The following is a 23,844-nucleotide window of genomic DNA, read 5'->3' on the forward strand; positions in this document are numbered from 1 at the left end:
CCTCTTCTAGTCAGGAGAAGCACCGATGAAGCGTAGCGCTCTGTTGTTCGGGGCCCTGATGCTCGGCGCCGCGAGCGGCGCCAATGCCCAGGCCCTTTCGATGCAGATGAGCAATGGCTGGACCTTCGGCTTTGCCGGCAACGTCAACATCTTCGCGATGTACCAGAGCGTCAGCTCCAGCAACAACGCGACCGGCTCCCCGGGCCAGCTGGTGACCGGCGCCGACACCAAGGGCCTGTACTACGGCACCGGCCTGCTCCCCGCCTTTGCCACGTTCACGGCGAAGGGCAAGGAAGGCAACACCGACCTCGGCGTGCAGTTCGGCTTTGCGCCCCAGGTGCAGTGCGGCGGCAACGCCCACGACTGCTTCGGCGCCCAGATCGACATGCGTCAGGTGTTCATGACGGTCGGCGGCAGCTGGGGCACGATCACCGCCGGTAAGGAACTCGGCATCTACCAGCGCTCCAACATCCTGAACGACCAGACCCTGTTCGGCGTCGGCGGCGGCGGCATCGCCCCGGGCGGCACCACCCTGGGCCGCATCGGCTTCGGCTACGTGTACCCGAACTTCGTCCCCCAGTTCAGCTACTCCTCGCCGGCCGGCAAGACCACCAGCTTCAACATCGGCCTGATGGAGCCCAGCACCTTCGGCGCCTACACCGAGCTGACCATCCCCCGCCTCGAGGCGGAGGTGAGCTTCAAGGCCGGGAACAACCTGAGCGTGTTCGTGGGCGGCACCGCCCAGAACGGCAAGGACCCGATCGCCGATGAGAGCAAGACGGCGGTCGGCGCCTCGGGCGGCCTGACCTACAAGACCGGCACCTTCTCGATCCACGGCTCCGGTTACTACGGCAAGGGCATCAGCACCACCCTGATGTTCAACGCCAACTCGCAGTCGGGCAGCGAGCTGACCAAGTCGTACGGCTACTACGGCCAGCTGACCTTCACCCCGGCCAACAGCAAGATGACGCTGGCCGGCAGCTTCGGCTCCAGCTTCCTGGCCGATGATGGCAACAACTTCAAGACCGAGAACAGCCTGGTCTCCGGTGGCATCTACTACCAGGCCACCAAGTCGCTCAAGATCGTGGGCGAAGGCGACTACATGTGGTCGAAGGACAAGGAAGGCAGCGGCAAGAACAAGGCGTTCACCGGCGCCTTCGGCATGATGCTGTTCTACTAGGCTCAGGCCATTCGCTGCAGGGCACGGCCCCCCCGGCTACCGGGGGGGCCGTTCTCTTGCCGGCTGCTGCCGGAAGGCCCCGCCGCCGACTAGGTTTCTTCCCCATTCGCCCCATGCGCCCCCAACGGAGGTCCTCCCGTGAAGTCGTCCGCGCTGCTCGTCGCCTGCACCCTCCTCGCCGGCTGTGGGGGAACGCTGGTCTCCACCACCCGCACCAGCAGCTCCGCCGCCCCGGACGACATCTTTGCCTGCGTGCAGAACCAGCTCAAGACCATGGGCTACAACCGGCTGCAGTATGACGCCCTGGAACGGTGGTACGTGGCCCAGAAGGCCGACCCCGACACCCGGGTGCCGAGCGGGCTCTACCGGGGCACCAAGAACGTCCTCGACACCAGGGTCCGGCCCGACGCCAGCGGGAGCACCGTCCTCGAGATCACGGCGAAGTCCTTCGATGAGTACACCAACGCCCGGGGGACCGACTCCCAGGAGCGGCAGGTGACGGAGCGGGCCAAGCTCGACGCCCAGATCCTCCAGCAGGCCTGCGCCAAGTAGGTCCACCCCGCCCCCGCCCGCCCCGGCGCCCGGGCCCCGGCTCCCGCCGCGGGCCGGGGCGGCTCGGCTTCAGGATCCACCCCCTCCCCGTCGATGCTCGGTGAACGGCTTTCGGACAGCCGTCTCAACCATCTGGTTGAAAACAGGCCCGTTCCCCATTTCCGATCCGGACCCTCGCCACTAGCTTGGTTCCGCTCGCCGGCGCCGGACGCTCACCCCTGGGGGATCCCGGGATGGCCACACCGCTCGTTCAGCTGACACGGGGCACCACCGGGGAGGGGGCCGGGCCACCGGCCCTGCTCCCGCTGGTCCGCAAGCCTTCCTGGCTCAAGGTGAAGGCCCCGGGCGGGGGGACCTACCTGCAGCTGAAGGGCATGATGCGGGAACTCGGGCTCCACACCGTCTGCGAAGAGGCGCGCTGCCCCAATATCGGGGAGTGCTGGGAGCACCGGGCGGCCACGTTCATGATCCTGGGCGACGTCTGCACCCGGAACTGCGCCTACTGCGCCGTGGCGCACGGCACGCCGGCACCGTACGACCCGGTCGAGCCGGTCCGTCTGGCCGAGGCGGTGACCCGGATGGGGCTCAAGCACGTCGTCATCACCTCGGTGGACCGGGACGACCTGGAGAACGGCGGGGCCGAAGCCTTTGCCGGCTGCGTCACCGAGATCCGATCGCGGACCGCCGGCTCGGAAGGGGGGGAGACGACGGTGGAGGTGCTGATCCCGGATTTCAAGGGATCGGAGCGTGCGCTCCGGATCGTCCTGGAGGCGCGGCCCCACATCCTCAACCACAACCTCGAGACCTGCGAGCGGCTCTACCGGCTGGCCCGCCCGGGCGGTCGCTACGACCGGGCACTCGCCCTGCTGGCCAATGCCCGCCGGATCGGCCCGGACGGCCTCACCAAGTCCGGGATCATCCTTGGCCTGGGCGAGGAGTGGGACGAGGTCGTGACCTGCATGCGGGACCTGCGGCGGAGCGACGTGAACATCCTCACCCTGGGTCAGTACCTGCGCCCCACCGACGGTCACCTCCCGATCGCCCGCTACTACACCCCCGACGAGTTCCGTGAACTCGGCGAGATCGGGATGCAGCTGGGCTTCACCCACGTGCAGGCGAGCCCGCTGACGCGGTCGTCGTACCATGCGTGGGAGCAGGCAGACACGGCGACCCGGCGGTTCGGCGCCTCGGCCGTCACCCATCCCTGAGGCACTATGGCGACCCCCAAAGCCGGCCGGAAGGCCGACACCAAGACCGCCGAGAAGTACCGCCAGTACCTCCGGCAGATGCTGCTGATCCGCCGCTTCGAGGAGAAGGCGGGCGAGGCCTACAGCCTGGGCCAGATCGGCGGCTTCTGCCACCTCTATATCGGGCAGGAGGCGGTGGCGGTCGGGTGCCTTTCCCAGCTCCGGCAGGGTGACGCGATCACCGCCACCTACCGGGAGCACGGGCATGCGCTCGCCCGCGGCATCCCCGCGCGCGCGGTGATGGCCGAGTTGTTCGGCAAGGCCACCGGCTGCTCCGGCGGCAAGGGCGGCTCGATGCACATCTTCGACGCCTCGCTCGGCTTCCTGGGCGGGCACGGCATCGTCGGGGGGCACATCCCGCTCACCACCGGGATGGGATTCGCGTTCAAGTACCGGCAGACCGACCAGGTCGCGGTGTGCTTCTTCGGCGAGGCGGCCATCAACAACGGCGCCTTCCACGAGGCGCTCAACATGGCCGGGATCTGGAAGCTCCCCTGCATCTTCATCTGCGAGAACAACCGGTACGGCATGGGCACCGCCCTCGACCGGGCCACGGCCACCTGGAACATCTCCGAGCGGGCCACCAGCTATGACATGTCGCGCGAGGTGGTGGACGGCCAGGACCTGGGCGAGGTGATCGCCGCCATGGACCGGGCGGTGGTCCGGGCCCGCCGTCCCTCGGCGCCGACGCTGCTCGAGATCCGCACCTACCGGTTCGTGGGGCACTCGATGTCCGACCCGATCCATGGCCACTACCGGACCAAGGAAGAGGTCGAGGCGCACCGCAAGCGCGACCCGATCACCCTGTGGGCCGAGAAGCTCAAGGCCGAGGGGCTGCTGGACGACGCGGCGTTCGAGAAGCTGGACGCCGAGGTGAAGGCCGAGGTGCAGGACGCGTACGAGTTCGCCGACCAGTCGCCCGATCCGGACCCGGAGATGCTGTGGAAGGACGTCTACGCACCGACCGGGGAGGGGCGCTGACATGCCGGTGATCACGTACCGTGACGCGCTCAACCAGGCCCTCCGCGAGGAGATGGCCCGGGACAAGGACGTGTTCCTGATGGGCGAGGAGGTGGGCGTCTACCAGGGAGCCTACAAGGTCAGCCGGGGGCTGCTGGAGGAGTTCGGACCCACCCGGATCGTGGACACGCCGATCACCGAGCTCGGTTTCGCCGGGGTGGGAGTCGGGGCCGCCATGGTGGGGCTGCGGCCCGTGATCGAGTTCATGACCTGGAACTTCGCCCTGCTGGCGATCGACCAGATCATCAACGCGGCCGCCAAGATGCGCTACATGTCCGGGGGCCAGGTGGGGGTGCCGATCGTCTTCCGCGGCCCGGCCGGCGCGGCGCTGCAGCTGGCGGCCCAGCACAGCCAGTGCTTCGAGGCGATGTACGCCCACATCCCGGGGCTCAAGGTGGTGATGCCGGCCACACCCGCCGACGCCAAGGGCCTGCTCAAGAGCGCCATCCGTGACGACGACCCGATCGTCTTCATGGAGGGCGAGATGCTCTACAACACCAAGGGCGAGGTGCCGGAGGGCGAGCACCTGGTCCCCATCGGCGTGGCGGACATCAAGCGCCCGGGCGACCACGTGACGCTGCTCTGCTACTCCAAGACGGTCTCGCTCTGCCTCAAGGCCGCGGAACAGCTGGCGGCCGAGGGGATCGAGGCGGAGGTGGTGGACCTGCGGACCATCCGCCCGCTCGACCTCGAGGCCATCTTCACCTCGGTGAGCAAGACCCACCGGGCGGTGATGGCGGAGGAAGGCTGGGCCTTCGCGGGCGCGGGGGCGCAGGTGGTCGACGAGATCCAGAAGACCATCTTCGACGAGCTCGACGCGCCGGTGCTGCGGGTGACGGGGGCGGACGTCCCGATGCCGTACAACAAGCATCTGGAGAAGGCGGCGAAGGTGAATCCCGACAAGATCGTCGCGGCGGCGAAACAGGTCCTCTACCTCGAATAGGCCATGGCAACCAAAGTGCTGATGGAGGCGCTGTCCCCCACGATGGAAGAGGGGCGCCTCGTCGAATGGAAGAAGCAGGAGGGCGATGCGGTCGCCGTCGGTGACGTGCTCGCCGAGGTAGAGACCGACAAGGCGGTGATGGACCTGCTGGCCCGCGCGGCGGGGGTGCTGCTCAAGCACGGCATCGCCGCCGGCACCACGGTGCCGGTGGGCCGCATCGTCGGCGTCATCGGGGCCGCGGGCGAGGACGTCTCGGCGCTGCTGGGCTCCGCGGCTCCCGCCGCGCCCCCTGCCCCACCCAGGCCGGCGGCGGCGCCCGCCCCGGCCCAGCCAGCGGCGCCGACCCGTGTCCCCGCACCTGCCGCGCCGGCCGCAGCGCCGCCGCCGGCCGCCCCACCTGCGCCGGGAGGCCGGGTCAAGGCCTCGCCACTCGCCAGGAGGATGGCGGCCGAACAGGGTCTCGACCTGGCCCGGTTGCAGGGCTCCGGGCCGGAGGGGCGGATCGTGGTACGCGACCTCGCCGCCGCGCCCCCTGCGGCCAGCGCGCCCTCGACTCCCGGCGCCGTGGCGTCGTGGCGACCTTCAGGCGCCGCCTTCACCGACGTCCCGCTTACCCAGATCCGCAAGACCATCGCCCGCCGGCTGGCAGAGTCGATCGGCCCCGTTCCCACCTTCTACCTGACCACCGAGGTGGACATGGAGCGGGTGGCGGAGGCGCGCGAGGCGCTGAACGAGACGGCTCGGCGGCTCGGCGGCTCGGCGGCCCGGGCCGACGAGACGAAGATTTCCTACAATGACATCGTCCTCAAGTGCACCGCCCTCGCCCTCCGGCAGCATCCCGCCTGCAACGCGTGGTGGCAGGACGACCGGATCCGTTACTGGAACGAGATCCACGTGAGCGTGGCGGTGGCGATCGAGGACGGACTGATCACGCCGGTGGTGCGCCACGCCGACCAGAAGTCGCTGCGGGAGATCGCCACCGAAGTTCGCGACCTCGCCGGCCGGGCCAAGGAGCGGCGGCTCAAGCCGGAGGAGTATTCCGGTGGTACCTTTTCGGTCTCCAATCTCGGCATGTTCGAGATCGACCAGTTCACCGCGATCATCAACCCGCCCGAGGCGGGGATCCTGGCGGTTGGAAGCATCGTGGAGAAGCCTGTGGTCCATGGCGGCGCCGTGGTCCCGCGCAAGCGGATGCGGGTCACGATGTCGTGCGACCACCGGGTGATCGACGGCGCCACCGGCGCCACCTTCCTCAAGACGTTCAAGCACATGCTGGAGAACCCGCTCGCGCTGGTGTGGTAGCTCGGCGGCTCGGCGGCTCGGCGAAAACGGAAGTTCGACTGATAGACACCTCACCTCCATCCCGAGGCCAGTGTGGCATCGTTTGACGTGATCATCATCGGTGGCGGCCCGGCGGGCTACGTGTGCGCCATCCGCTGCGCCCAGCTCGGGCTCAACACCGCCGTCGTCGAGAAGGACAAGCTCGGCGGCGTGTGCGTGAACATCGGCTGCATCCCCACCAAGGCGCTGCTGCACAGTGCGCGGGTGGCGGGGATCGTCGCGCACGAGGCGAAAGACCTCGGCATCGAGGTCGGCAGCGTCAAGACCGACTACGGCGTGGCAATGAAGCGCTCCCGCAAGGTGTCGGAGCAGAACTCCAAGGGCGTGGAGTTCCTCATGAAGAAGCACAAGGTGACAGTGCTCAAGGGCGCCGGCACCCTGCTCCCCGGGAGGAAGGTCAAGGTGGGGGCCGAGACGCACGAGGCGAAGAAGGCGGTCGTGATCGCCACCGGCTCGCGGGTCAAGGGCATCCCCCAGATCGGGCTCGAGATCAACCGGAGCACGGTGATCAGCTCCGACGAGGCGCTGTTCCTGGAGAAGGCGCCGGCCTCGATCGCGGTGATCGGCGCGGGCGCGGTGGGGTGCGAGTTCGCCGACATCTTCCACGCCTTCGGCAGCAAGGTCACGGTCATCGAGGCGCTGCCCCGCATCCTCCCGCTGGAGGACGCCGAGTGCTCCGACGCCCTGGCCAAGAGCTACAAGAAGCGGGGGATCGACGTGATCGCCGGCGCCAAGGTGGTCAAGGCCGACGTGGGCAAGGACAAGGTCGTCCTGACGCTCGAGGCCGGCGGCAAGAGCCAGACGGTCGAGGCGGAGAAGGTGCTCATGGCCGCGGGCCGGGCGGTCAACACCGAGGACATGGGATTCAAGGACGCCGGGGTGCAGCTGACCGACCGCGGCTGGGTGAAGGTGAACCTCGAGACCCTCGAGACCACGGCCCCCGGCGTGTATTGCATCGGCGACGTGGCCGGCCCGCCCATGCTGGCGCACAAGGGCAGCCGGGAGGGCGTCAACGTGGCGGAACGGATCGCGGGCCACCGTCCGCACCCGATCCGCTACGACAACATCCCGTCGGTCACGTACTGCCACCCCGAGGTGGCGAGCGTGGGGCTCACCGAGGACCAGTGCAAGGACAAGAAGCTCGACTACCAGGTCGGCCGCTTCCCGTTCAGCGCCAACGGCCGGGCCCGCGCCTCCAACGAGACCGAGGGCTTCGTCAAGATCATCCGTGACAAGAAGTACGGCGAGATCCTCGGGGCCCACATCGTGGGGGGGCACGCCTCGGAGATGATCCACGAGCTGGGGCTGGCCCGCGAGAACGAGTACACCGTCGAGGAAGTGGACCTGCTGGTGCATGCCCACCCCACCCTGTCGGAGGCGATCGCGGAGGCCGCGCTCGATTCGCTGGGGCGGGTGATGCACATCTAGGCGGCTCGACGGCGCCACTGGTGGTCGACGGGGTGTGATTGGTCAACGCGGCGAAGGGGCCGGGTGGGGTCATGTCAGAGCCGTACCGCAACACGCAGCCGGAGCTCTCCCCCACCGGTGAACCGGCCGCGCCGGATCACGTCGGGCTCGCCTTCCGCGCCATCGCGGCGGGGACGCTCGCTGGCGTGGCCTTCGTGGCCGCGATGATGTGGACCTACCGCGCCCTGCAGGCCAGCGGCACCGCCCCCCCAGCCCCCACGGCCCACGACCCGATCGTCAACCTGGTGCTGTTCGGCTGGCTGGGCGGCGCGGCGGCGGGGGCGCTGGCCGCCTGGGTGGTCATGCGGCCCCTCGCTTCCGCCTACCGTCGGGGCGGACTGGCGATGGTCGCCGGCTTCGCCAGCCTGCTGGTCTCCTTTGTCACCGCGCCGGTGGACAGCCTCTTCGGGCGCCCGGGGCTCCTGGTGCTGGCGGCCACGACGGGGGGGCTGGCCTGGTGGGTGGCGCGCGCGGCGGCCCGGCGGCACGGCCAGCGGTGAGCGCCCCCCGCCAGTTGCAGGTCCTGGAGCTCGGCCGGGTACCCTACGCCGAGGCACACGCGCTGCAGCGGCGGCTGGCGGACCACCGGATCGCCCGCGCACTGGAGCACGACCTGCTGCTGCTGCTCGAACACGAGCGCACCGTGACCCTGGGCCGCGGGAGCCGGGACTCGAGCCTCCCGCTGCCGGTGGCCGAGCTGGAACGGCGCGGGGTGACGGTGGCGGAGGTGGAGCGCGGTGGGGACGTCACCTGGCACGGGCCGGGACAGCTGGTGGGCTACCCGATCCTCGACCTCACGGGGCACCGCCAGGACCTCCACTGGTACCTGCGCGCGGTGGAGGAGGCGCTGATCGTGGCCCTGCGCGCGCTGGACCTGACGGGAGTCCGGCGGCCGGGGTTCACCGGGGTGTGGGTGGACGACCGGAAAGTCGCCAGCATCGGCATCCACGTGCGGCAGTGGGTGACGACCCACGGGTTCGCGCTCAACGTCTCCAATGACCTGGCCGACTTCGGCCTGATCGTTCCCTGCGGCATCCCGGATGTGCGGATGACCACCCTGGCGCAGGAGCTGGGCGGGACGCGCGACGCAGCCGCGCTCTGGACGGCCGCCACGGCCGCGGTCACCCGGGGGTTCGCCGAGGTGTTCGGGCTGGCGCCGGTGGCCGCCACCCTGCCGCAGGTCCTCGCCGGGGGAACCGCGACGCCTTCCACGACGTAATACTGCTACCATGACCCTTCGACACGACGTCCGGACCCGGGACCGGGACCGCCTGCCGCCCGGACAGATCATCACGCAGAAGTGGCCGGTGCTGCACTACGGCACGGTGCCGCACGTGGATACCCGGAGCTGGCGCTTCCAGGTGAGCGGCGCGGTGGAGCAGCCGTTCGAGCTGGGGTGGGAGGAGTTGCTCGCCCTGCCCCGGCAGGAGACCACCTGCGACATCCACTGCGTGACCCGCTGGAGCCGGTACGACAACGTGTTCACGGGGATCCCGCTGGCCCCGATCCTGGAGCGTGCGCGCCCCCGGGCCCAGGCGGCGTACGTGCTGGTCCACGCCGAGCATGGCTTCACCACCAACGTCCCCCTGGACGACCTGTCGCGCCCGGCCAACTTGCTGGCCCTCCAGCACAACGGCGTGGACCTGGATCCGGAGCATGGCGGCCCGGTCCGGCTGGTGATCCCCCACCTGTACTTCTGGAAGAGCGCCAAGTGGATCCGGGGCTTCGAGTTCATGGAGGAGGACTACCCCGGGTTCTGGGAGCAGAACGGCTACCACATGCGGGGGGAGCCCTGGGCGGAGGAGCGCTACGGGCGCCCCGATCCGGCCCGGATGCGGCGGGGGCCGCGGAAGTAGCCCCCGGGATTCCCGGGCGGACCGGCGGGCGCGGCGCATAGGGGTCGGGCAACCGGTTGTCAACGGGCCCGGCCCCGTTTCGCGCCCGCCATTGCGTTTCCCGGCGGGGCGCAACATTCTCTCTCCCATGACGGCACCGACCGAGCGCCGCAGTCCCGAGGCGCAGGCGGACCAACTGGTCCGCGACATCCTGAAGGCGGCACACGGCTGGGCGCGGGAAGCGCCCCCGGCCCTGATGCCACCGGTGCGTGCCGTGTGCATCCGGCTGGCCGAGATGGTGGCCGACCAGCGGAACTACTTTGCGCCCCTCCCGGGGCCCCAGGAAGCGGAACGGGCCAACGTGCTGCAGCTGGTGGCCAGGCGGCTGGCCTCGGAGGCGGTGACGGAGGGGCTGGAGCAGCCGCTGGCGGCGCTGAGCGAGCTGGAGCTCAAGTCGACGAGTTCCTGGGCGCTGGTCCCCACCGCCCAGGGGGAGTGGATCACCGTCGCGGTGCAGTTCCTGGAGGGGTGCGCCCGGCACACGCCGGAGGACCAGCGCCCCGACCCGTACTGGGCGGACGATGTCGTGGCCGGCGTCATCGCGTCGGTGCGCGCGGTCCTCGGCATCGACGAACTGCATGCCCGCACCGAGGCCCAGTACCCCGGCGGCCGGCGCAGCACCGGGGAACAGCCGGTGACCGACGACGAGTAGCCTCCTTCACCGGCGGCGCGGCAAGGACGAGGGCCCCGGCCAGCCGGCCGGGGCCCTCATGTCTTGCCCCCCCCGCCCCGGTGGCGGCTACGCGCGGGTCTGGGCGAACAGCTCCATGAACCGCCCGAACACGGTGATCCCCTCCCACAGCTGGGCCAGGTCGAGCTTCTCGTTGGGGGAGTGCAGCCCGTCGTCCGGGAGGCCGATGCCGGTCAGGAGCACCGGGGCGCCCATGGCGCCGAGCCGCGGGACGATCGGGATGGAGCCACCGGCGCGGACCCTGACCGCCGGCTTCCCCACCACTTCCTTGAAGGCCGCATCAAGCACCGCGAAGGCCGGGTGGTTCACGTCGACCTGCACCGGGTCGCCGCCGTGGAGGATCTTGACCTCGACCTCGGCGTACTTGGGCGCGGCGGCCCTGGCGGCCTTCTCCAGCCACTTGGCCACCTGGGCAAAGGGCAGCCCCGGCACCAGCCGGAGGCTCACCTTGGCGGTGGCGGCCGCGGGGATGACCGTCTTGGCTCCCTCGCCCACGAAGCCGCCGCGGATACCGTGGATCTCGAAGGTGGGCAGGGCCCAGGTCCGCTCGAAGACAGAGTACTTCTGCAGCCCGGTCAGCGCCTTGCCGGTGATCTCCTCCTGCAGGTACTGCTTCTTCTTGAACGGCAGGCGGTCCCAGTCGCGCCGTTCCGCCTTGGTGGGCGGGATGACCGACTTGTAGATCTTGGGGATGTTGATGCGGCCGGTCTCGTCCTTGAGGTCCGCGAGGAGGCGGACCAGGGTCTCGATGGCGTTCGGGGCCACGCCGCCGTAGGTGCCGGAGTGGAGATCGCGCTGGAGGGTGCGCACCGAGATCTCGGCGTAGCACATGCCGCGCAGCGCGGTGTAGACGCCGGGGATGCCCGGGGCGTAGTACGACATGTCGCAGACGAGCGCGGCGTCGGCCTTGACCCGCTCCGGCTCCTTCGCGATCAGCTCCTCGAGCACGTGCCCGCCGCATTCCTCCTCGCCCTCGATCAGGAAGTGCACGTTGAGCGGGGGGCGGCCGTCGGCGTCGCGGATGGCTTCGTAGGCCCGCAGCAGGCAGAAGACCTGCCCCTTGTCGTCGGCGGTGCCGCGCGCGTAGAGCTTGCCGTCGCGGACGGTGGCCTCGAAGGGCGGCGTGTGCCATTCATCCACCGGGTCGACCGGCTGCACGTCGTAGTGGCCGTAGATGAGGAGCGTCGGGGCCCCGGGCACCGGTGGCGACTCGGCCCAGACCACGGGATGTCCCTTGCCCTCGATCAGCTCCACCACCGGGCAGCCCAGCCGCCGGAGGTCCTGCATGAGCCAGTCGGCGGCACGGCGGCAGTCGGCGGCATGATCGGGGAGGGCGCTGATGCTGGGGATGCTGAGGAACTCGGTGAGCTCGCGCAGGAGGCGCGGCTGCTCGCGGGTCACAAATGAGGTATCCATGGTGCTGCAAAGGTACAGCGCCGGAAAGGGGCCGTGAAGGGAGGCGCCCAGCGTGCCGTCCCGGCGATGGCTGGCCGCTGCCGGGACGCTGCCGCCTCGTCCCGGCGGTGCCCGATGACCCTCTGGCGCCGGGCCCGGCGCGCGGTACATTCGCGCCCATGTACTCCACCGACCAGTACCGGGTCTTCCCCAGCGCGCCCGCCGAGCGGGCGCTCTCCCGCCCCCGCCGACTGGTCGCGGAGGGGCGGCTCCCGGAGGCGGAGCAGGCCTACCGCACGGTGCTGAGCCTGGAGCCGCACCTCAGGACGGCGTGGATGGAGTACTTTGCGCTGCTGCGCCAGGCGGGCCGCCACGCGGAAGCGCTGGCGCTGGCGGGCGAGGCCTCGGTGCAGTTCGGCACCGACGCGCTGCCGCTGGCGCTCCGCGGCGCGGCGCTGGTGGAGCTGGGGCGCTTCCGCGACGGCCTGGAGTCCCTCGACGAGGCCGCCTGCCTCGACCCGGACCTGGGGCTCATCTGGCACGAGGCGGGGTACGCGGCATGGCGCCTGGGGGAGCTCTCCCGGGCGCTCATGGCGCTCGATCGCGCCTTTGCGCTGGAGCCGCACAGCGGCACCCTCCACCTGCGCGGGAAGGTGCTGCGTCAGGCGGGCCGCTACCTCGCGGCGGAGGTGGCGTTCGAGGGTGCGGCGGAGGCGGCGGAGTTCCCGGTGCAGCGGGAGGCGGCCGCGCGGGAGATCCGGGTGACCCGGCGCTTCGCCACTTTTCCCGGCACCCGGCCCGACACGCTCGCCCCGGCGCGGCGCTGGTTCGCGGATGAGGGCGCGGTGCCGCTGACCGGCGCCAGTGGCCCGGCAGCGACCGAGGCGGAGATCGGCAAGGCGCTCGCGCGGCTGGCGCAGGAGCTCGGCTGGCGGTGCACGGTGGTGGTGGCCCTCGACGCGTGGCCCGGCTGGTACGACCTGGCCCAGGCGCTCCAGCTCCCGGTGGCGGCGGAGCTCCCCGGGGACCTGGCCGCCATCCCGCTGGTGGTCGCGCGCCGACCGGAGGCCATCCCGCAGTGGGCCCGGGTGGTCGAGCAGGTGGAAGTGGCGGGGCGCGGGGCGACCTTCGCGCTGCGGCAGCCCGCCGAGGTGGTGGCGGCGGACCTCTGCGGCTACCTCGGCGAGGTGCCCGACGCCGCGGTGGACGGCCCCTTTGCCGTGGAGGCCGGCCGCCATCCCGAGGGACGCCTCGCCGGCCGGACCCTCCAGTAGCTCAGCCCCGGAAGATCCGGTTCACCCACTGGACCGAGTTGCGGTAGAGGCCCGGCAGTCGGCCCACCGACACATCGGCCTGCTCGGCGAGTTCCTTGAGCTCGCCCCACTGGCCCCGCTCGTAGGCCAGCGCCAGGGCCCAGACGGCGGAGAGACTGGTCCGGCGCCCGCAGAGGGTGTGGCGGATCTCGTTGGAGACCGGCATGTGCGCCAGCGCCTCCTCCATCGGCTGGCCCAGCAGGCTGTCGAGGGTGGAGAGCAGGCCGGTCAGGAAGAGGTCCATGTCGCGGGAGCCGAGACCGGCCTCACGCCCCACCTGCTCCAGGAACTGGGCGCGCACCAGCGACGTCACCACCAGCTCCGACGGCTTGTCGCTGCCCAGCACGGTGAGCGCGATGAGTGAGCACCACTTCCGGGCGGCCCGCTCGCCGAGCACCCGGAGGGCGTGCTTGATGGACGTCACCTCGTGGCGCCAGCCGAAGCCCGCGGAGTTGAGGTAGCGCAGCAGCTTCACCGCCAGCGCCACCTCCTGCTTGATCACCCGCTCCAGCCGGTCGAAGTCGAGCTCGGGCCGGTGCAGCTCGGTCATGAACTGGACACAGTTCCGCTTGAAGGCCGGCACGTCGGGCGTCCGCAGCAGCTCCGGCTCGCAGAAGAAGTAGCCCTGGTACAGGGTGAACCCCTCCTCCACCGCGGCGGCGAACGCCTCCCGGGTCTCCACCCCTTCCGCCACCAGCTGGACCTTCCGCGGCGCGAACTCGCGGACCAGCGCCCGCCGCTCGGCCTCCGTGGTGGCCTGCCAGTCCACCTTGATGATGTCGGCGAGGTCGGCCATGGGGGCCAGCGCCGGCCGCCGGACGAAGTCGTCCAGTGCCAGGCGGTAGCCGGCGCTCTTGAGCGCGCGACAGGCCTCCAGCACCTCCGCCGACGGCTCCACGGTCTCCACCAGCTCGAGCACGGTGCGCTCCCGCGGCAGCACCAGGTAGAGCTCCTGCATCAGCACGTCGTGCGCCACCTTGACGAAGCCGAGCTTGTCCCCGAGCAGCGCGTCCAGCCCGAAGCCGAGCAGCACCGTGTGCAGCATCTCGAAGGAGGCCTGGTCCGGGCTCTCCCCGTCGGCGCCGCTCCCGAGCCCGGACTGGAACAGCAGCTCATACCCGACCACCGCCTGCTGGCGGTCGAGGATGGGCTGCCGGGCGACGAAGATCTCGCTGGTGACGGATGTGCCGGTGATGGTGCCCTCCCTGGCGGCGGATGGTTTCCGGTCGGCCTCCTGCCGGCCGGAATCCCCGCACTCAGTATCGGACAGGGGGGCGCCGGGCTTGACCCGGCGCGGGATCACTCGGCTACGGCCCGCAGGTGAGCGTGAGGGGCAGGGTCAGCGACCCGCCATTCACCAGGCCGGAGTAGGGCAGCGGCCCGGGATCGGTGCAGGCCGGGGGGAGGTTGGAGAGGGTGATGGTCCCGGTACCGTCACTCACGTCGACATCGAGGGCGGTGAACTGGCCGGCGGCGTCGGTGGCCACGAGGGGCTCCCCCGCGAGCCCGGTGGGCGCCACAGCCACCAGCACGTTGCCGAGCGGAGCCCCCAGGGCGTCGGTCACCGACCCGGTGATGGTCCCGAGGAGCGTGGGTGCCGTGCAGGTGAGCGACAGCCCAAAGCTGGTGACGATCCCTGACTGCACCGTCACCGGGTACCCGGGCTGGGCGCTGCAGATCGGCGGCAGGCCGCTGAGGGTCAGTGACACCGCGCCCACCGGCACGCCGGCCAGGGTGAAGCCCCCGGTGGCGTCGGTGATGGCGGAGGCGCCACCCGGGGTGGCGAGGACGGTGACGCCCGCGAGGGGCCCGAGCGTCGGCGAGCTGATGCTGCCCTGCACCGACCCGAGCGGTGGCGGGCTCAGGTCCGCGAGGTCAGCGGCGACGATCAGCCGGGCGGTGAACTGCCCGACCGTGGGATCGATGTCGAAGCCGACCCGCGACGATGCCGTGGTAGTCCCCGGTGCAATCGCCGCGAACTCCTCGTACCGGAAGCAGTCGTCCGCGCCGACGCAGCTGCTGTCATTGAAGAAGTTCCAGGGCGCGCCATCCCACTCGGGGCTCGCGGCCACCAGCCCACGGCTCGGCAGCACCACGATGACGTCGTTCCCTGATCCCCCGGTGGAGGTGCCCCCGGCGGTCACGGCGATGGCGATGTCATAGGGGAAGAGGAGCGGACCCGTGCTGCCGGGCGGCGGGGCGGGAAAGACCGTCGGACCGACCAGGTCGACGCCCGAGAGCCGGTTGGTGATCGCGATGTCGAAGCTGACCCGGACCTTGCCGGGCTGGAACGCCCCGACCGCGGAGGCGCTGAAGTTCGAGGTGGTCAGCAGGGTGGCGTCGCCGCCGAGGAGCGAGAGGCTCAGCCCGTCCGCACGCTCGTCCATCCCACCGAGGCCGGTCGAGGGCGCGGAGATCCGGATGCGCCCGGTGCGGACGTTGACCTCAGCCAGAAAGGCTGCACGGGCCACGCCGCTGGCCGGCACCTCGGGTACCTCGGGGATGCCGTAGGGGCCGAGCGTCTTCAGTTCTGCCGTGCACCCGAGCACCAGGGACGCGAGCAGGAGCGCAAGCGCGGTGGCGGGGCGACGCGACCGGGGGATTCGCATCAGCCACTCCTCATGAGGGGGTACAAGCTCCCCGCCGGGCGTCACGACGAGGTGACGGCCTGGTGACGCATCGGCCTCGAACCACGAGGCCATGGGCCCCTCAGGGTGCCACCCCGGTCCAGCCGCGACTCCAGCCCGCATACCACGGGACATTGGTCCGGGTGGCGTTGGCCGGTTCCACCGCCCCGACCCAGGTCGGCGTCAGGTCAAAGAACAGGTTGGAGGGTGCCGTTACGGCCCCCGTCACCGCCGGGCTGCCCGGCTGGGGCCGCGTATCGGGCGTCTGGGTGCTGGTGCCCGCCACGAGGATCGGATCCACCTCCCGGTTCTGGAGCACGGGGGTGGTGGCGTAGGCTGCCTCGTCGAGGCAGTCGGCGTCGGCGGCGTAGTTGGGAGTCGCGCCGAAGAAGATCGAATGGTCGAGAAACGCGAGCCCGGCCCCGAACTGGCCGCAGGCGTCCGGCCCCTCCACGTCGAAACCGTCGGCCGCGGTGCCCAGGACGATCGCGTCGCGCAGCGTGGCGGCGGATCCATCCTGCAGCACGAAGCCCCGGCCGCCTCCCACGCTGTTGCCGATAACGGTCACGTGGTAAAGGTCCGGCTCGGAGCGCGGCAGGGTGTTGGGCGCCCCAACCAGATTGCCGCCGAGGATGGCGTCGGCGCCGTTCTGGGGCACCTGCACCTGCAGGAACTGCACGCCGCCGCCGATGCCGTTGCCACCCCAGCCGTGTTCCCAGTGCAGGCCGGCCCCGAAGTTCCCGGTGGCCACCACATGACGCAGGTTCACGTTGCCGCCGGAGACATAGACGCCGTCGCCCAGGGAGCCGTGCACCTGCACCTGATCGATGGTGGTCCCGCTGCCCACGCCGAGCAGCGCCAGGCCACCCACGGGGCCGGTGCCGACGCCCATGCCGGCGTACTCGATGCGGGTGTACTCGATGGCCCCGGTGGTGTCTTCCACCAGGCAGCCCCCGTACAGCTCGGTGGTCCCGATGCTGAACTTCTCGGGGCAGAAGCCGGTGGTGCCGGGATCGGAGTGGTTGAGCAGCGCCAGCCCGTTCAGCACGATGCCGCCCCAGCACCCCGGCGACTTGGTGGCGCCCTTGCAGGTGAAGATGATGGGCTCGATGCGGGTGCCGCGAATCAGGACGTTCCCCGCCCGGGCCACCACCAGGGCGCCACGGGTGGCGGGGTCGCCCTCGACCTGGGTGCCGGGCTGGACGGTCAGGGTGGCACCGGGGCCGACGATCACGCTGCCCTGCAGTTCGTACACCGTGTCCCGGTAGAGCGTCCGGCTGGTGGCGAGCAGCCCGCTGAGGACGGCCGTGAAGGGTCGCGGCGTGCGCCCCGGCACCAGCTCACCGGGAATGGCGCGATCGTTGCCGACCGCCTCGTTGTTGATCTCCACTGCGTCGAGGACCGTGATGCCGTAGCTGCCATCGGGGTTCCGCCCCGGCGGGATCGGGTCCCCGGCCTCGCCGAGGCCGGGGCCGTTGGCGGGGGCCACATCGCCGGCGATGACGTAGTCGCGATTCACCTCGGTGAGCAGCGCGCGATTCCCCACCGCCAGGTTGGCCACCGCGGAGGCGTCAAGCACATCGACGGTGCTGTTGAGGGTCACGTCGCCGAACCTGAACCCCTGCCCCGCAATCCGCGGCAGGACCCGCTCGGTGAGCCGGAAGTAGGCCCACCAGTCCTCCAGGGTCCGGGGCGCCACCGCGGCGGGCGCCACCGCCCGGACCTCGAGCGGCAGTCGTTCAGCGCGGTACAGCGCCTGGCCCGCCGGCGTGGCCGCTTCCTCCAGGTCATAGCCGAGCCGGTCCGCCCACCCCGGGCGGAGCACCTCGAACCGCAGGTCGGCGGTGACCTCCGGCAAGCCGGCCAGCCGGAGGCTTGCCACCCGGAGTTCGCCCGCGCCGGCACGCTCGCTGTTGACGAGGATGAAGGCCTCTCCCTCCAGGGGCTGGCCGAGATAGCGCAGCGCCGTGGCGTCGAAGCGGAGCGTCCCCTGCACGCCGGCCAGCGGTCCGCGGTCGGTCCGCCGCACCAGCGGCAACAGGGCCACGGTGTCGCCCGGGAGGGCGACGGCGCGGCTGACCGCCAGGCCCACCGCGAGGGGCTCCGTCACCGGGCTCGTCCCCGATGGGAGCAGGTCGCGGCTGCACCCGGCGGCGGCGAGGGCGGCCGTGGCCAGCCAGAGGGCGGCGAGCGCCTGGCGCCGGCCCGGCTCACTGGAAGAGGTCATTGTCCTCGATCCTCGTGAAGTTGCCGTTCTGGTCGAAGAGGTACAGGATCACCGAGTAGTAGTCGTAGTACTGCGGCCGGCCGCCGCCGAGGGGGATGGTCGGCACCAGCACATCGCCCTCGAAGCCGAAGGCGTTGAACACCCCCACGTCGGGGCGCCCGTCTGGGGTAAAGAGGATGCCGTCGCGGAGGGTGGCCGCGCCGAAGAAGCCGGCATAGTCCGGCTCGGTCACCTGCAGCACGGTGGTGAGCGCCGCGGTGGTGCTCAGCTTGGCGTTGAAGGCCGCGGGCTGGGGACCGGCGCCGGCTTCATTGCCGATGGGCTCCTCGACGATGGCGGTGGTGTTCCCGTTCCAGTCCTGTACCCGGAGGCTGGTGCATCGCCCCTGGAGGTCTGTGTCGGGGAGTCCCAGCTCGATGGCACCGAAGATCGTGGCGGTATCGGGCCCGAAGGGAGCGCCGGTCAGCAGGCCCCGCCGCTGCCGGCCGCCGGTGGTGATGACGCTGGTGCCGTGGCAGTCGGTGATGTCCCAGAAGTACCGTTCGGCGTCGCCGTCAGGGTCGGCCACCCTGAACATGAAGCCGCTCACGCCGTCGTGGTACGAGGTGGCCACGGACAGGAACTCGGGCCGCTGGGCGGGGTCCGAGCAGACCACCCGGTAGTCCGCCTTGGCGCCCCCTTTCCCGGTGACGGTGAAGTGCTGGCGGCGGCTGCCATCGCTGATGATGGTGCAGTTGCCGGAGACGTGGAGCAGGTCCACGTCGTACTCGCCGGACGGCAGGTCGTCGATGTGCAACGTGTCGTTGGCGCCGAGGACCCCGGAACGGACGGTGGCCCCCGCCTGGCTGATGGTCCAGGCGTACGTGGCATCGTTCTGGTAGCCGTCAGTGGCGGTGGTGACGCGGATCAGCGATTCGCAGCTGATCAGGAAGCGCCACAGGGCGGTGTTGCTGTTCTCCGGGACCAGCAGGTAGATCTCCGCCCCGTCCTGCACCTGGCACTGCGACGGCAGGCCGCTGAGCGTGACCCGGTAGGTGGCCGGCTTCACCGGGACGATCACGGTGTCGCCCGGGGCCACCCGGCGGATCTCGTCGATGTGGAGGGTGCCGGAGATCTCGGTGATGCGATAGGTGTATTCGCGCCCGACATCGGTCCCCGGCTCGGCGGTGATCACCGGGACGATCGCGATGTAGGGTGGTTCGGCCGGGCCGGTGCTCTCGTCGCACCCGCCCAGCCCGAGCAGCAGGGTTCCGAGCAGCGCCGGCAGCAGCAGCCGGGTGGCCAGCCGTCCCAGCCACCGCCGCCGGCTCGTGGGGGGAAGCGGCGGCTGTCCGGCGCGGGGCAGCCAGCGGGGTCGGAGCGATTCCATGGGACACTCCTGCGAGCGAGACGGGGCGGCCGGTCCGGTACTCCGGGCCGACCGCCCTTGCCTTCGTGTGCGCGACATCGGCACGGGGTCGTGCCGCCTTACGGCGTGGTGGCGCTGGTCCAGGTGCGGGTCCAGCCGGCGTACCACGGGATGCCGCCCGAGGTCAGCGGGGCCACGGCGCCGCGGTAGTTCGCGGTGGCGTCGAAGTACCCGTCGTTCGGGGGGGTGATGCTGGTGCCCTGCGAGACCGCGGACGCGCTGACCGGACGGAAGTCCGGGGTGATGACGTTGTACGGCGCGATCAGCGGGTTGGTGGCCGCGGCCGTGTTGCCACGATCCACGTCGTTGAGGGCCTGTGCCTCGAGATCCGCGCCACCGGCGATGGTGTACGGCTGGCAGAGGAAGTCCGTGTCGGTGTTGCCGACGGCCACCACGTTGAACCAGGTAAAGGACTGGAACAGCACTTCGGTGTCGAGGTCGGCGCCCGATGGGCAGGTGGCCGCGTCGTCGATATCGAGGACGACCGGGTATCCGATCACCACGAAGTTGGAGAAGTCCGGCCAGGCGCCGCGACGCAGCTGGATCGCGTCGTTGACGTTGTTGCCGGCGGTGCCGCTGGTGCTGGACGGCGCCTCCGCGCCCACCATCGTGACGTTGTAGATCTGGGCGTTCACGCGGGGGGTGCTGTTGTACGTGGCCGCCACTTCGGTGTTGTCGATCTCGAAGGTCTTCTCCCCGTCCAGCGAGTCCTTCTGGCTGATCAGGAACTGGGCCTTGCCGCTCCACCCGGAGGCAAAGTCGAAGTCGTCGTCCGAGTTGGCGGTCATGACGATATTGCGGGTGTTGAACGTGCCGCCCCAGATCTCGAACCCGTCATCGAGGCCCGCATGCAGCTGGATGAACTCCAGCACGGTGCCGCTGCCCACGCCCCCGACCGTCAGGTTGTTGAGCTCGGTGTTGGCGGCAAAGGCGTACCCGCCGTACTCGATCTGGGCGTAGCGCACCACGCCGCTCGAGTCGGCATCGTTGCAGCCACCGAACCGGGTCTCGGACGGGGTGCCGGTGGTGCCCTCGAAGACCACCTCGAAGCAGCCACCGGTGGCCGCGCGCCCCGCGATCACCGGGCTGGTGAGCGCCGCCGACTGCGCCGCGTTGACCGACGCGTTGCCCATGATGGCCAGGCCGCCCCAGCAGCCCTTGAACTTGGGGGTCTGGTCGCAGGTCATGACGATCGGCTGCAGCGGGGTGCCCTGGGCGTCGATCCGGCCATCGCGCTCGATGATGAGCTCGGAGATCTGGAAGGTGCCGGCGCCGAGGTACATGCCCTCGATGCGGGTGCCGGGCTGGATGGTCAGGGTGGCGCCGCTGTTGACCTTCACCACGCCGTTGATCCGGTAGATCGTGTCGCTGAAGAAGGTGCGGTTGCTGGTGATGGCACCGGAGACCGTGGCGATGTTGGTCGTCAGCGGCGACCGGCCCGGAATGAGGTCGCAGACCACCGGGCGGAGGTTGCCCACCGCCTCGTTGGCGACGGCCTGGGCGTCCAGCACGTCGATCACCCGGGTGCCGCCCGCGCCCACGCCGGGGATCGGCGAGGAGTTCGGGGCCACGTTGCCCGCGACGACCGGGTCACGGGTGGGGAAGTCGGTGGCCAGCACGGAGTTGTTGCCGACGGCGATGTTGCCGATGTAGCTGGCGTCGAGCACGTTCACCGAGGTGCAGCTGGCGCCCGATTCCGCGCTCAGGTTGGCGTTGCCGTAGTGCAGGTTGGCCAGGTACTGCCCGGCCACGTGCGGCATCACCTTCCGCTCCTGCTTGACGACCTCCGGGTACAGCGCCTCGTTCCAGTCGGCCATCGACATGGCGCGGGCGGCCGACGGCAGCGCGAGGTCGGCCAGCTCGGCCGTGCCGGCGCGGGTGTAGCGGGCGATCTCCCGGGCGCCGTTGACGTCCGTCGCCATCTCCAGATCGAACTTCAGGGACTGGGTGTAGTCGCCGCCCTTGACCGCGAACACCAGCGTGCCGGAACGGCCGCCGATGCCGGTGCCGCCCTGGTAGCTGATGAGCTTGAGCTCACCGCGGGCGGCCTTCGTCGTGTTCAGGATGGTGACCTTGGCGCCCTCGGGCGCCTGGCCCACGAACTCGAGCCGGGAGGCGTCATAGGACAGCGTGCCCTGCAGGCCACCGAGGGCCTCGCGGCCTTCGGCCTGCACCGCCACGGCCACCTGCTGGCCGGCGCCGGCGTGCGCCGACGACACCGCGACACCGATCGCGAGGTCCGCGCCGGCCTGGTTGCCGCCCAGGGGGGTCAGATCATCCCCGGAGCAGGCGGAGAAAGCGGCTACCACGCCGGCGATCGCGACGACCGGGCGGACGTAGAGCCGGGTGAAGGACTTCTGCATGTGGGGCTTCTCCTGTAGGTCTGAACGGATGGGCGGACGCCCCACGGTGGGGCGCCCGCCTCCGTCCCGCCGGGTTACGGGATGTCGTTGCGCTGCGTGTTCGGCAGCAGGTCGGTGCCGTTGTCGCTGGCGGCCACGGTCAGCGTGGTCAGCGTGGTCAGGGCGCCGCTGCCCGCGTCGGTGAACGTGCAGGTGAGCACGCCCTGGACGCCGGTCTGGATGCCGGTGGTGGTGAAGTTCAGGAAGCCGATGGTACCGGCGGTGCTGGTGTTGAAGGTGCCGTTGGTCAGGCCCGAGCCGGACACGTTGCCGCACACCGGGGCGCTCAGGCGGGCGCTGTTGTAGGTGAACGAGCCCTGGATGGCGGAGATATCATCCGCGCCGGGGATCGCCGCGTCATCGCGGGTGGTCATGTCGATCGTGTAGCTGATCGTCACGGTCGCACCGTTGTCCACCGCGGTCCCGTTGTACTGATAGAACGCCGGCGGGGCCACGCAGGGCACGGTGAAGTTGACGGTCTGGCTGCCACCGTTGGTGAGGCCGGTGTACGAGCCCGCCGGGACCGCGGTGCAGCCGGCCGGCAGGTTGCCGAGGGCGACGGCGCCGTCCGCCGAGAGGTTGATCGGCACGCCGCTGATGCTCAGGGCGCCGGTGCTGGTGACGTTCCCCGAGACCGCGCTGCCGCCCGTCGGGGTGGCGCTCACGGTGATGCCGTCGATGGCGGCCCCGGCCGGCGTGAAGCCGGTGAAGGTGATCTGGCCCGCGATGCTGCCGTTCGGCACCGGGCAGGTGACGGTGAAGTTGACCGTCGCGGTGCCGCCGTTGGTGACGGTGGCCGCCTGGCTGCCGGGGTTGGTGCAGCCGGCCGGCAGGCCGCCGGTGATGGCCACCGACGCCGGGCCGGTCGGGACGCTGGCGATCGCATACGCGCCCGCGCCGGCGGTGGTGCCCGGGAGGCTGGTGATGCCGCTGGTGGCAGTCACGGTCACGCCGTTGAGCGCGCCCAGCTGGGGCGAGGTCACGGTGCCGTCGATGGTGCCGGTCGGGGCCGGGCCGCTGTTCTGCAGGTCCGCCGCCACGATCAGGCGGGCGGTGAACTGGCCGACGGTCGGGTCGAGGTCAAAGCCGACGCCGCTCGCCGCCGTGGTCGAGCCCGGGAAGATCGGGCCCGCGAACTCCTCCCAGCGGAAGCAGTCCGAGCCGTTGCTCTGGCCGAACCCGCCGCCGCTGCCCTGCCCGCCGCTCCCGCCGCCGCCGTTGTTCGGCGGGGTGCAGGAGACGTCGTTGAAAAAGCTGTGGGGGGCGCCGTTCCAGTCGGTGCTCGGCGCCACCAGGCCGTAGCTCGGCAGGGTGACGATCACGTCGTTGCCCTGGCCGCCGGTGGCGGTGCCACCCGCGGTGACGGCCACCGCGATGTCGTAGGGGAACAGGATGGGGCCGGTGGTGCCGGCCGGGGGCGCCGGGAAGACGGTCGGGCCCACGAGCTGCACGCCGGAGAGCTTGTTGGTGATGTTCACGTCGAACGTCACCCGCACCTTGCCGGGCGCGAAGGCGCCGACGGCGGAGGCCACGAAGTTCGAGGTGGTGATGTTGACCACGTCACCACCGACCAGCGACAGATCCACGCCACGCAGGCTCGCGTCGATGTCCTCGCCGCGCAGGGCGCCGAGACCATTCTGGGTCCCGGTGAGCTGCGGGGCGCGGATCTTCACTTCGCCGGTGCGCACGTTGACGTCGGCGAGGAAGGCGGCGCGGGTGATCTGCGGGTTGGGCTGCGGGGTGCCGGGGAGCACCGGGCCAGCGCCCGTGTTGTCGGACGAGCACGCGCCGGCGACGACGGCGGTGGCGACGATCGCGCCGACCGACATCACACGCCGGGCCTGCCCACCGAGACGGCGGACCAACTGCATGGAACCTCCAGAGGAACTGATGGTGGAAGGACAGCGGCCCCGAACGGCCTCGGGACGGCCGGGCTCTCAAGCCGCGGGTAAAGTCGGCCGATAACAGCAAGGCCTCGCCGCGTCGCGGTATCGGTTGCGGCCACGAGCGGTCACGGGCGAGCGGGCCAAAGTCTGTGGGGAAGAAACGGGACCGTGATGTGGACTTGTGACATTCGTGAAGTGCCGGGGCGCCGCCACACCAACGGGGAGCGCCGCCCCCGGGACGCCACAGCGG

The 23,844-nt window shown here is 70.8% G+C and carries 19 protein-coding genes; 12 read left to right on the forward strand and 7 right to left on the reverse strand.

All coding sequences use genetic code 11. From position 1 onward, the window contains the following. Positions 1-25: 25 nt before the first annotated feature. From IPJ95_15730 to IPJ95_15780, 11 genes are all read left to right on the forward strand, one after another. Complete coding sequence (locus tag IPJ95_15730) at positions 26-1,180, forward strand: porin (protein ID MBK7925053.1); 1,155 nt, start codon at positions 26-28, stop codon at positions 1,178-1,180. Between the two features lie 138 nt (positions 1,181-1,318). Next, positions 1,319-1,732 (forward strand): hypothetical protein, encoded by a 414-nt coding sequence (locus IPJ95_15735; protein MBK7925054.1) that lies wholly within the window; start codon positions 1,319-1,321, stop codon positions 1,730-1,732. 233 nt (positions 1,733-1,965) lie between these two features. Continuing rightward, positions 1,966-2,940 carry a lipoyl synthase gene (lipA, locus tag IPJ95_15740; protein ID MBK7925055.1) on the forward strand — a complete coding sequence of 325 codons (975 nt, stop codon included), beginning with the start codon at positions 1,966-1,968 and terminating at the stop codon, positions 2,938-2,940. A 6-nt stretch (positions 2,941-2,946) separates the two neighbouring features. Then, positions 2,947-3,960, forward strand: a complete 1,014-nt coding sequence (gene pdhA, locus IPJ95_15745; GenBank protein ID MBK7925056.1) for a pyruvate dehydrogenase (acetyl-transferring) E1 component subunit alpha — start codon at positions 2,947-2,949, stop codon at positions 3,958-3,960. Between the two features lies 1 nt (position 3,961). Then, positions 3,962-4,942 (forward strand): pyruvate dehydrogenase complex E1 component subunit beta, encoded by a 981-nt coding sequence (locus IPJ95_15750; GenBank protein MBK7925057.1) that lies wholly within the window; start codon positions 3,962-3,964, stop codon positions 4,940-4,942. A 3-nt stretch (positions 4,943-4,945) separates the two neighbouring features. Next, positions 4,946-6,244 carry a 2-oxo acid dehydrogenase subunit E2 gene (locus tag IPJ95_15755; protein ID MBK7925058.1) on the forward strand — a complete coding sequence of 433 codons (1,299 nt, stop codon included), beginning with the start codon at positions 4,946-4,948 and terminating at the stop codon, positions 6,242-6,244. 72 nt (positions 6,245-6,316) lie between these two features. After that, positions 6,317-7,711 (forward strand): dihydrolipoyl dehydrogenase, encoded by a 1,395-nt coding sequence (gene lpdA / locus IPJ95_15760; protein ID MBK7925059.1) that lies wholly within the window; start codon positions 6,317-6,319, stop codon positions 7,709-7,711. A gap of 71 nt (positions 7,712-7,782) precedes the next feature. Then, positions 7,783-8,250 carry a hypothetical protein gene (locus tag IPJ95_15765; protein ID MBK7925060.1) on the forward strand — a complete coding sequence of 156 codons (468 nt, stop codon included), beginning with the start codon at positions 7,783-7,785 and terminating at the stop codon, positions 8,248-8,250. Next, on the forward strand, positions 8,247-8,969 hold the full coding sequence (gene lipB, locus IPJ95_15770) for a lipoyl(octanoyl) transferase LipB (GenBank protein MBK7925061.1): 723 nt from the start codon (positions 8,247-8,249) through the stop codon (positions 8,967-8,969). Before IPJ95_15765 ends, lipB begins: the two co-directional genes overlap by 4 nt. Before the next feature lie 10 nt (positions 8,970-8,979). Further along, positions 8,980-9,606: a sulfite oxidase-like oxidoreductase gene (locus IPJ95_15775; GenBank protein ID MBK7925062.1), complete on the forward strand. Its 627-nt coding sequence runs from the start codon at positions 8,980-8,982 to the stop codon at positions 9,604-9,606. Between the two features lie 127 nt (positions 9,607-9,733). Next, positions 9,734-10,297, forward strand: a complete 564-nt coding sequence (locus IPJ95_15780; protein MBK7925063.1) for a hypothetical protein — start codon at positions 9,734-9,736, stop codon at positions 10,295-10,297. Positions 10,298-10,384: 87 nt separating this feature from the next. Here the strand turns inward: IPJ95_15780 and IPJ95_15785 are convergent, their stop codons facing one another. Further along, a complete protein-coding gene (locus IPJ95_15785; GenBank protein MBK7925064.1) occupies positions 10,385-11,752 on the reverse strand; it encodes a dipeptidase in 1,368 nt (455 codons plus the stop codon). A 158-nt stretch (positions 11,753-11,910) separates the two neighbouring features. Between IPJ95_15785 and IPJ95_15790 the strand changes: the two genes are divergently transcribed. Further along, complete coding sequence (locus tag IPJ95_15790; protein MBK7925065.1) at positions 11,911-13,005, forward strand: tetratricopeptide repeat protein; 1,095 nt, start codon at positions 11,911-11,913, stop codon at positions 13,003-13,005. 1 nt (position 13,006) lies between these two features. Here the strand turns inward: IPJ95_15790 and IPJ95_15795 are convergent, their stop codons facing one another. The 6 genes from IPJ95_15795 to IPJ95_15820 all read right to left on the reverse strand — a co-directional run bounded on the left by IPJ95_15795 (position 13,007) and on the right by IPJ95_15820 (position 23,579). After that, entirely contained in the window at positions 13,007-14,347 is a 1,341-nt protein-coding gene (locus IPJ95_15795; protein MBK7925066.1) for an HDOD domain-containing protein, read from the reverse strand. 4 nt (positions 14,348-14,351) lie between these two features. Further along, entirely contained in the window at positions 14,352-15,653 is a 1,302-nt protein-coding gene (locus IPJ95_15800) for a carboxypeptidase regulatory-like domain-containing protein (protein ID MBK7925067.1), read from the reverse strand. A gap of 100 nt (positions 15,654-15,753) precedes the next feature. After that, positions 15,754-17,898: a hypothetical protein gene (locus IPJ95_15805; protein MBK7925068.1), complete on the reverse strand. Its 2,145-nt coding sequence runs from the start codon at positions 17,896-17,898 to the stop codon at positions 15,754-15,756. Beyond that, positions 17,882-19,267 (reverse strand): hypothetical protein, encoded by a 1,386-nt coding sequence (locus IPJ95_15810; protein ID MBK7925069.1) that lies wholly within the window; start codon positions 19,265-19,267, stop codon positions 17,882-17,884. The genes IPJ95_15805 and IPJ95_15810 overlap by 17 nt, the downstream gene beginning before the upstream one ends. 98 nt (positions 19,268-19,365) lie before the next feature. Further along, positions 19,366-21,669, reverse strand: a complete 2,304-nt coding sequence (locus IPJ95_15815) for a hypothetical protein (GenBank protein ID MBK7925070.1) — start codon at positions 21,667-21,669, stop codon at positions 19,366-19,368. Between the two features lie 74 nt (positions 21,670-21,743). Beyond that, positions 21,744-23,579, reverse strand: a complete 1,836-nt coding sequence (locus IPJ95_15820) for a carboxypeptidase regulatory-like domain-containing protein (protein ID MBK7925071.1) — start codon at positions 23,577-23,579, stop codon at positions 21,744-21,746. Positions 23,580-23,844: the final 265 nt, after the last annotated feature.

The sequence above is a fragment of the Gemmatimonadota bacterium genome, from assembly GCA_016713785.1.
Taxonomy (GTDB): domain Bacteria; phylum Gemmatimonadota; class Gemmatimonadetes; order Gemmatimonadales; family GWC2-71-9; genus JADJOM01.

Bases quoted from the DNA above. Each gene is read 5' to 3' on its own strand.
- IPJ95_15730 (MBK7925053.1), top strand. From the start codon at position 26: ATGAAGCGTAGCGCTCTGTTGTTCGGGGCCCTGATGCTCGGCGCCGCG.
- lipA (MBK7925055.1), top strand. From the start codon at position 1,966: ATGGCCACACCGCTCGTTCAGCTGACACGGGGCACCACCGGGGAGGGG.
- pdhA (MBK7925056.1), top strand. From the start codon at position 2,947: ATGGCGACCCCCAAAGCCGGCCGGAAGGCCGACACCAAGACCGCCGAG.
- IPJ95_15750 (MBK7925057.1), top strand. From the start codon at position 3,962: ATGCCGGTGATCACGTACCGTGACGCGCTCAACCAGGCCCTCCGCGAG.
- IPJ95_15755 (MBK7925058.1), top strand. From the start codon at position 4,946: ATGGCAACCAAAGTGCTGATGGAGGCGCTGTCCCCCACGATGGAAGAG.
- IPJ95_15765 (MBK7925060.1), top strand. From the start codon at position 7,783: ATGTCAGAGCCGTACCGCAACACGCAGCCGGAGCTCTCCCCCACCGGT.
- IPJ95_15775 (MBK7925062.1), top strand. From the start codon at position 8,980: ATGACCCTTCGACACGACGTCCGGACCCGGGACCGGGACCGCCTGCCG.
- IPJ95_15780 (MBK7925063.1), top strand. From the start codon at position 9,734: ATGACGGCACCGACCGAGCGCCGCAGTCCCGAGGCGCAGGCGGACCAA.
- IPJ95_15785 (MBK7925064.1), bottom strand. From the start codon at position 11,752: ATGGATACCTCATTTGTGACCCGCGAGCAGCCGCGCCTCCTGCGCGAG.
- IPJ95_15790 (MBK7925065.1), top strand. From the start codon at position 11,911: ATGTACTCCACCGACCAGTACCGGGTCTTCCCCAGCGCGCCCGCCGAG.
- IPJ95_15800 (MBK7925067.1), bottom strand. From the start codon at position 15,653: ATGCGAATCCCCCGGTCGCGTCGCCCCGCCACCGCGCTTGCGCTCCTG.
- IPJ95_15805 (MBK7925068.1), bottom strand. From the start codon at position 17,898: ATGACCTCTTCCAGTGAGCCGGGCCGGCGCCAGGCGCTCGCCGCCCTC.
- IPJ95_15810 (MBK7925069.1), bottom strand. From the start codon at position 19,267: ATGGAATCGCTCCGACCCCGCTGGCTGCCCCGCGCCGGACAGCCGCCG.
- IPJ95_15815 (MBK7925070.1), bottom strand. From the start codon at position 21,669: ATGCAGAAGTCCTTCACCCGGCTCTACGTCCGCCCGGTCGTCGCGATC.
- IPJ95_15820 (MBK7925071.1), bottom strand. From the start codon at position 23,579: ATGCAGTTGGTCCGCCGTCTCGGTGGGCAGGCCCGGCGTGTGATGTCG.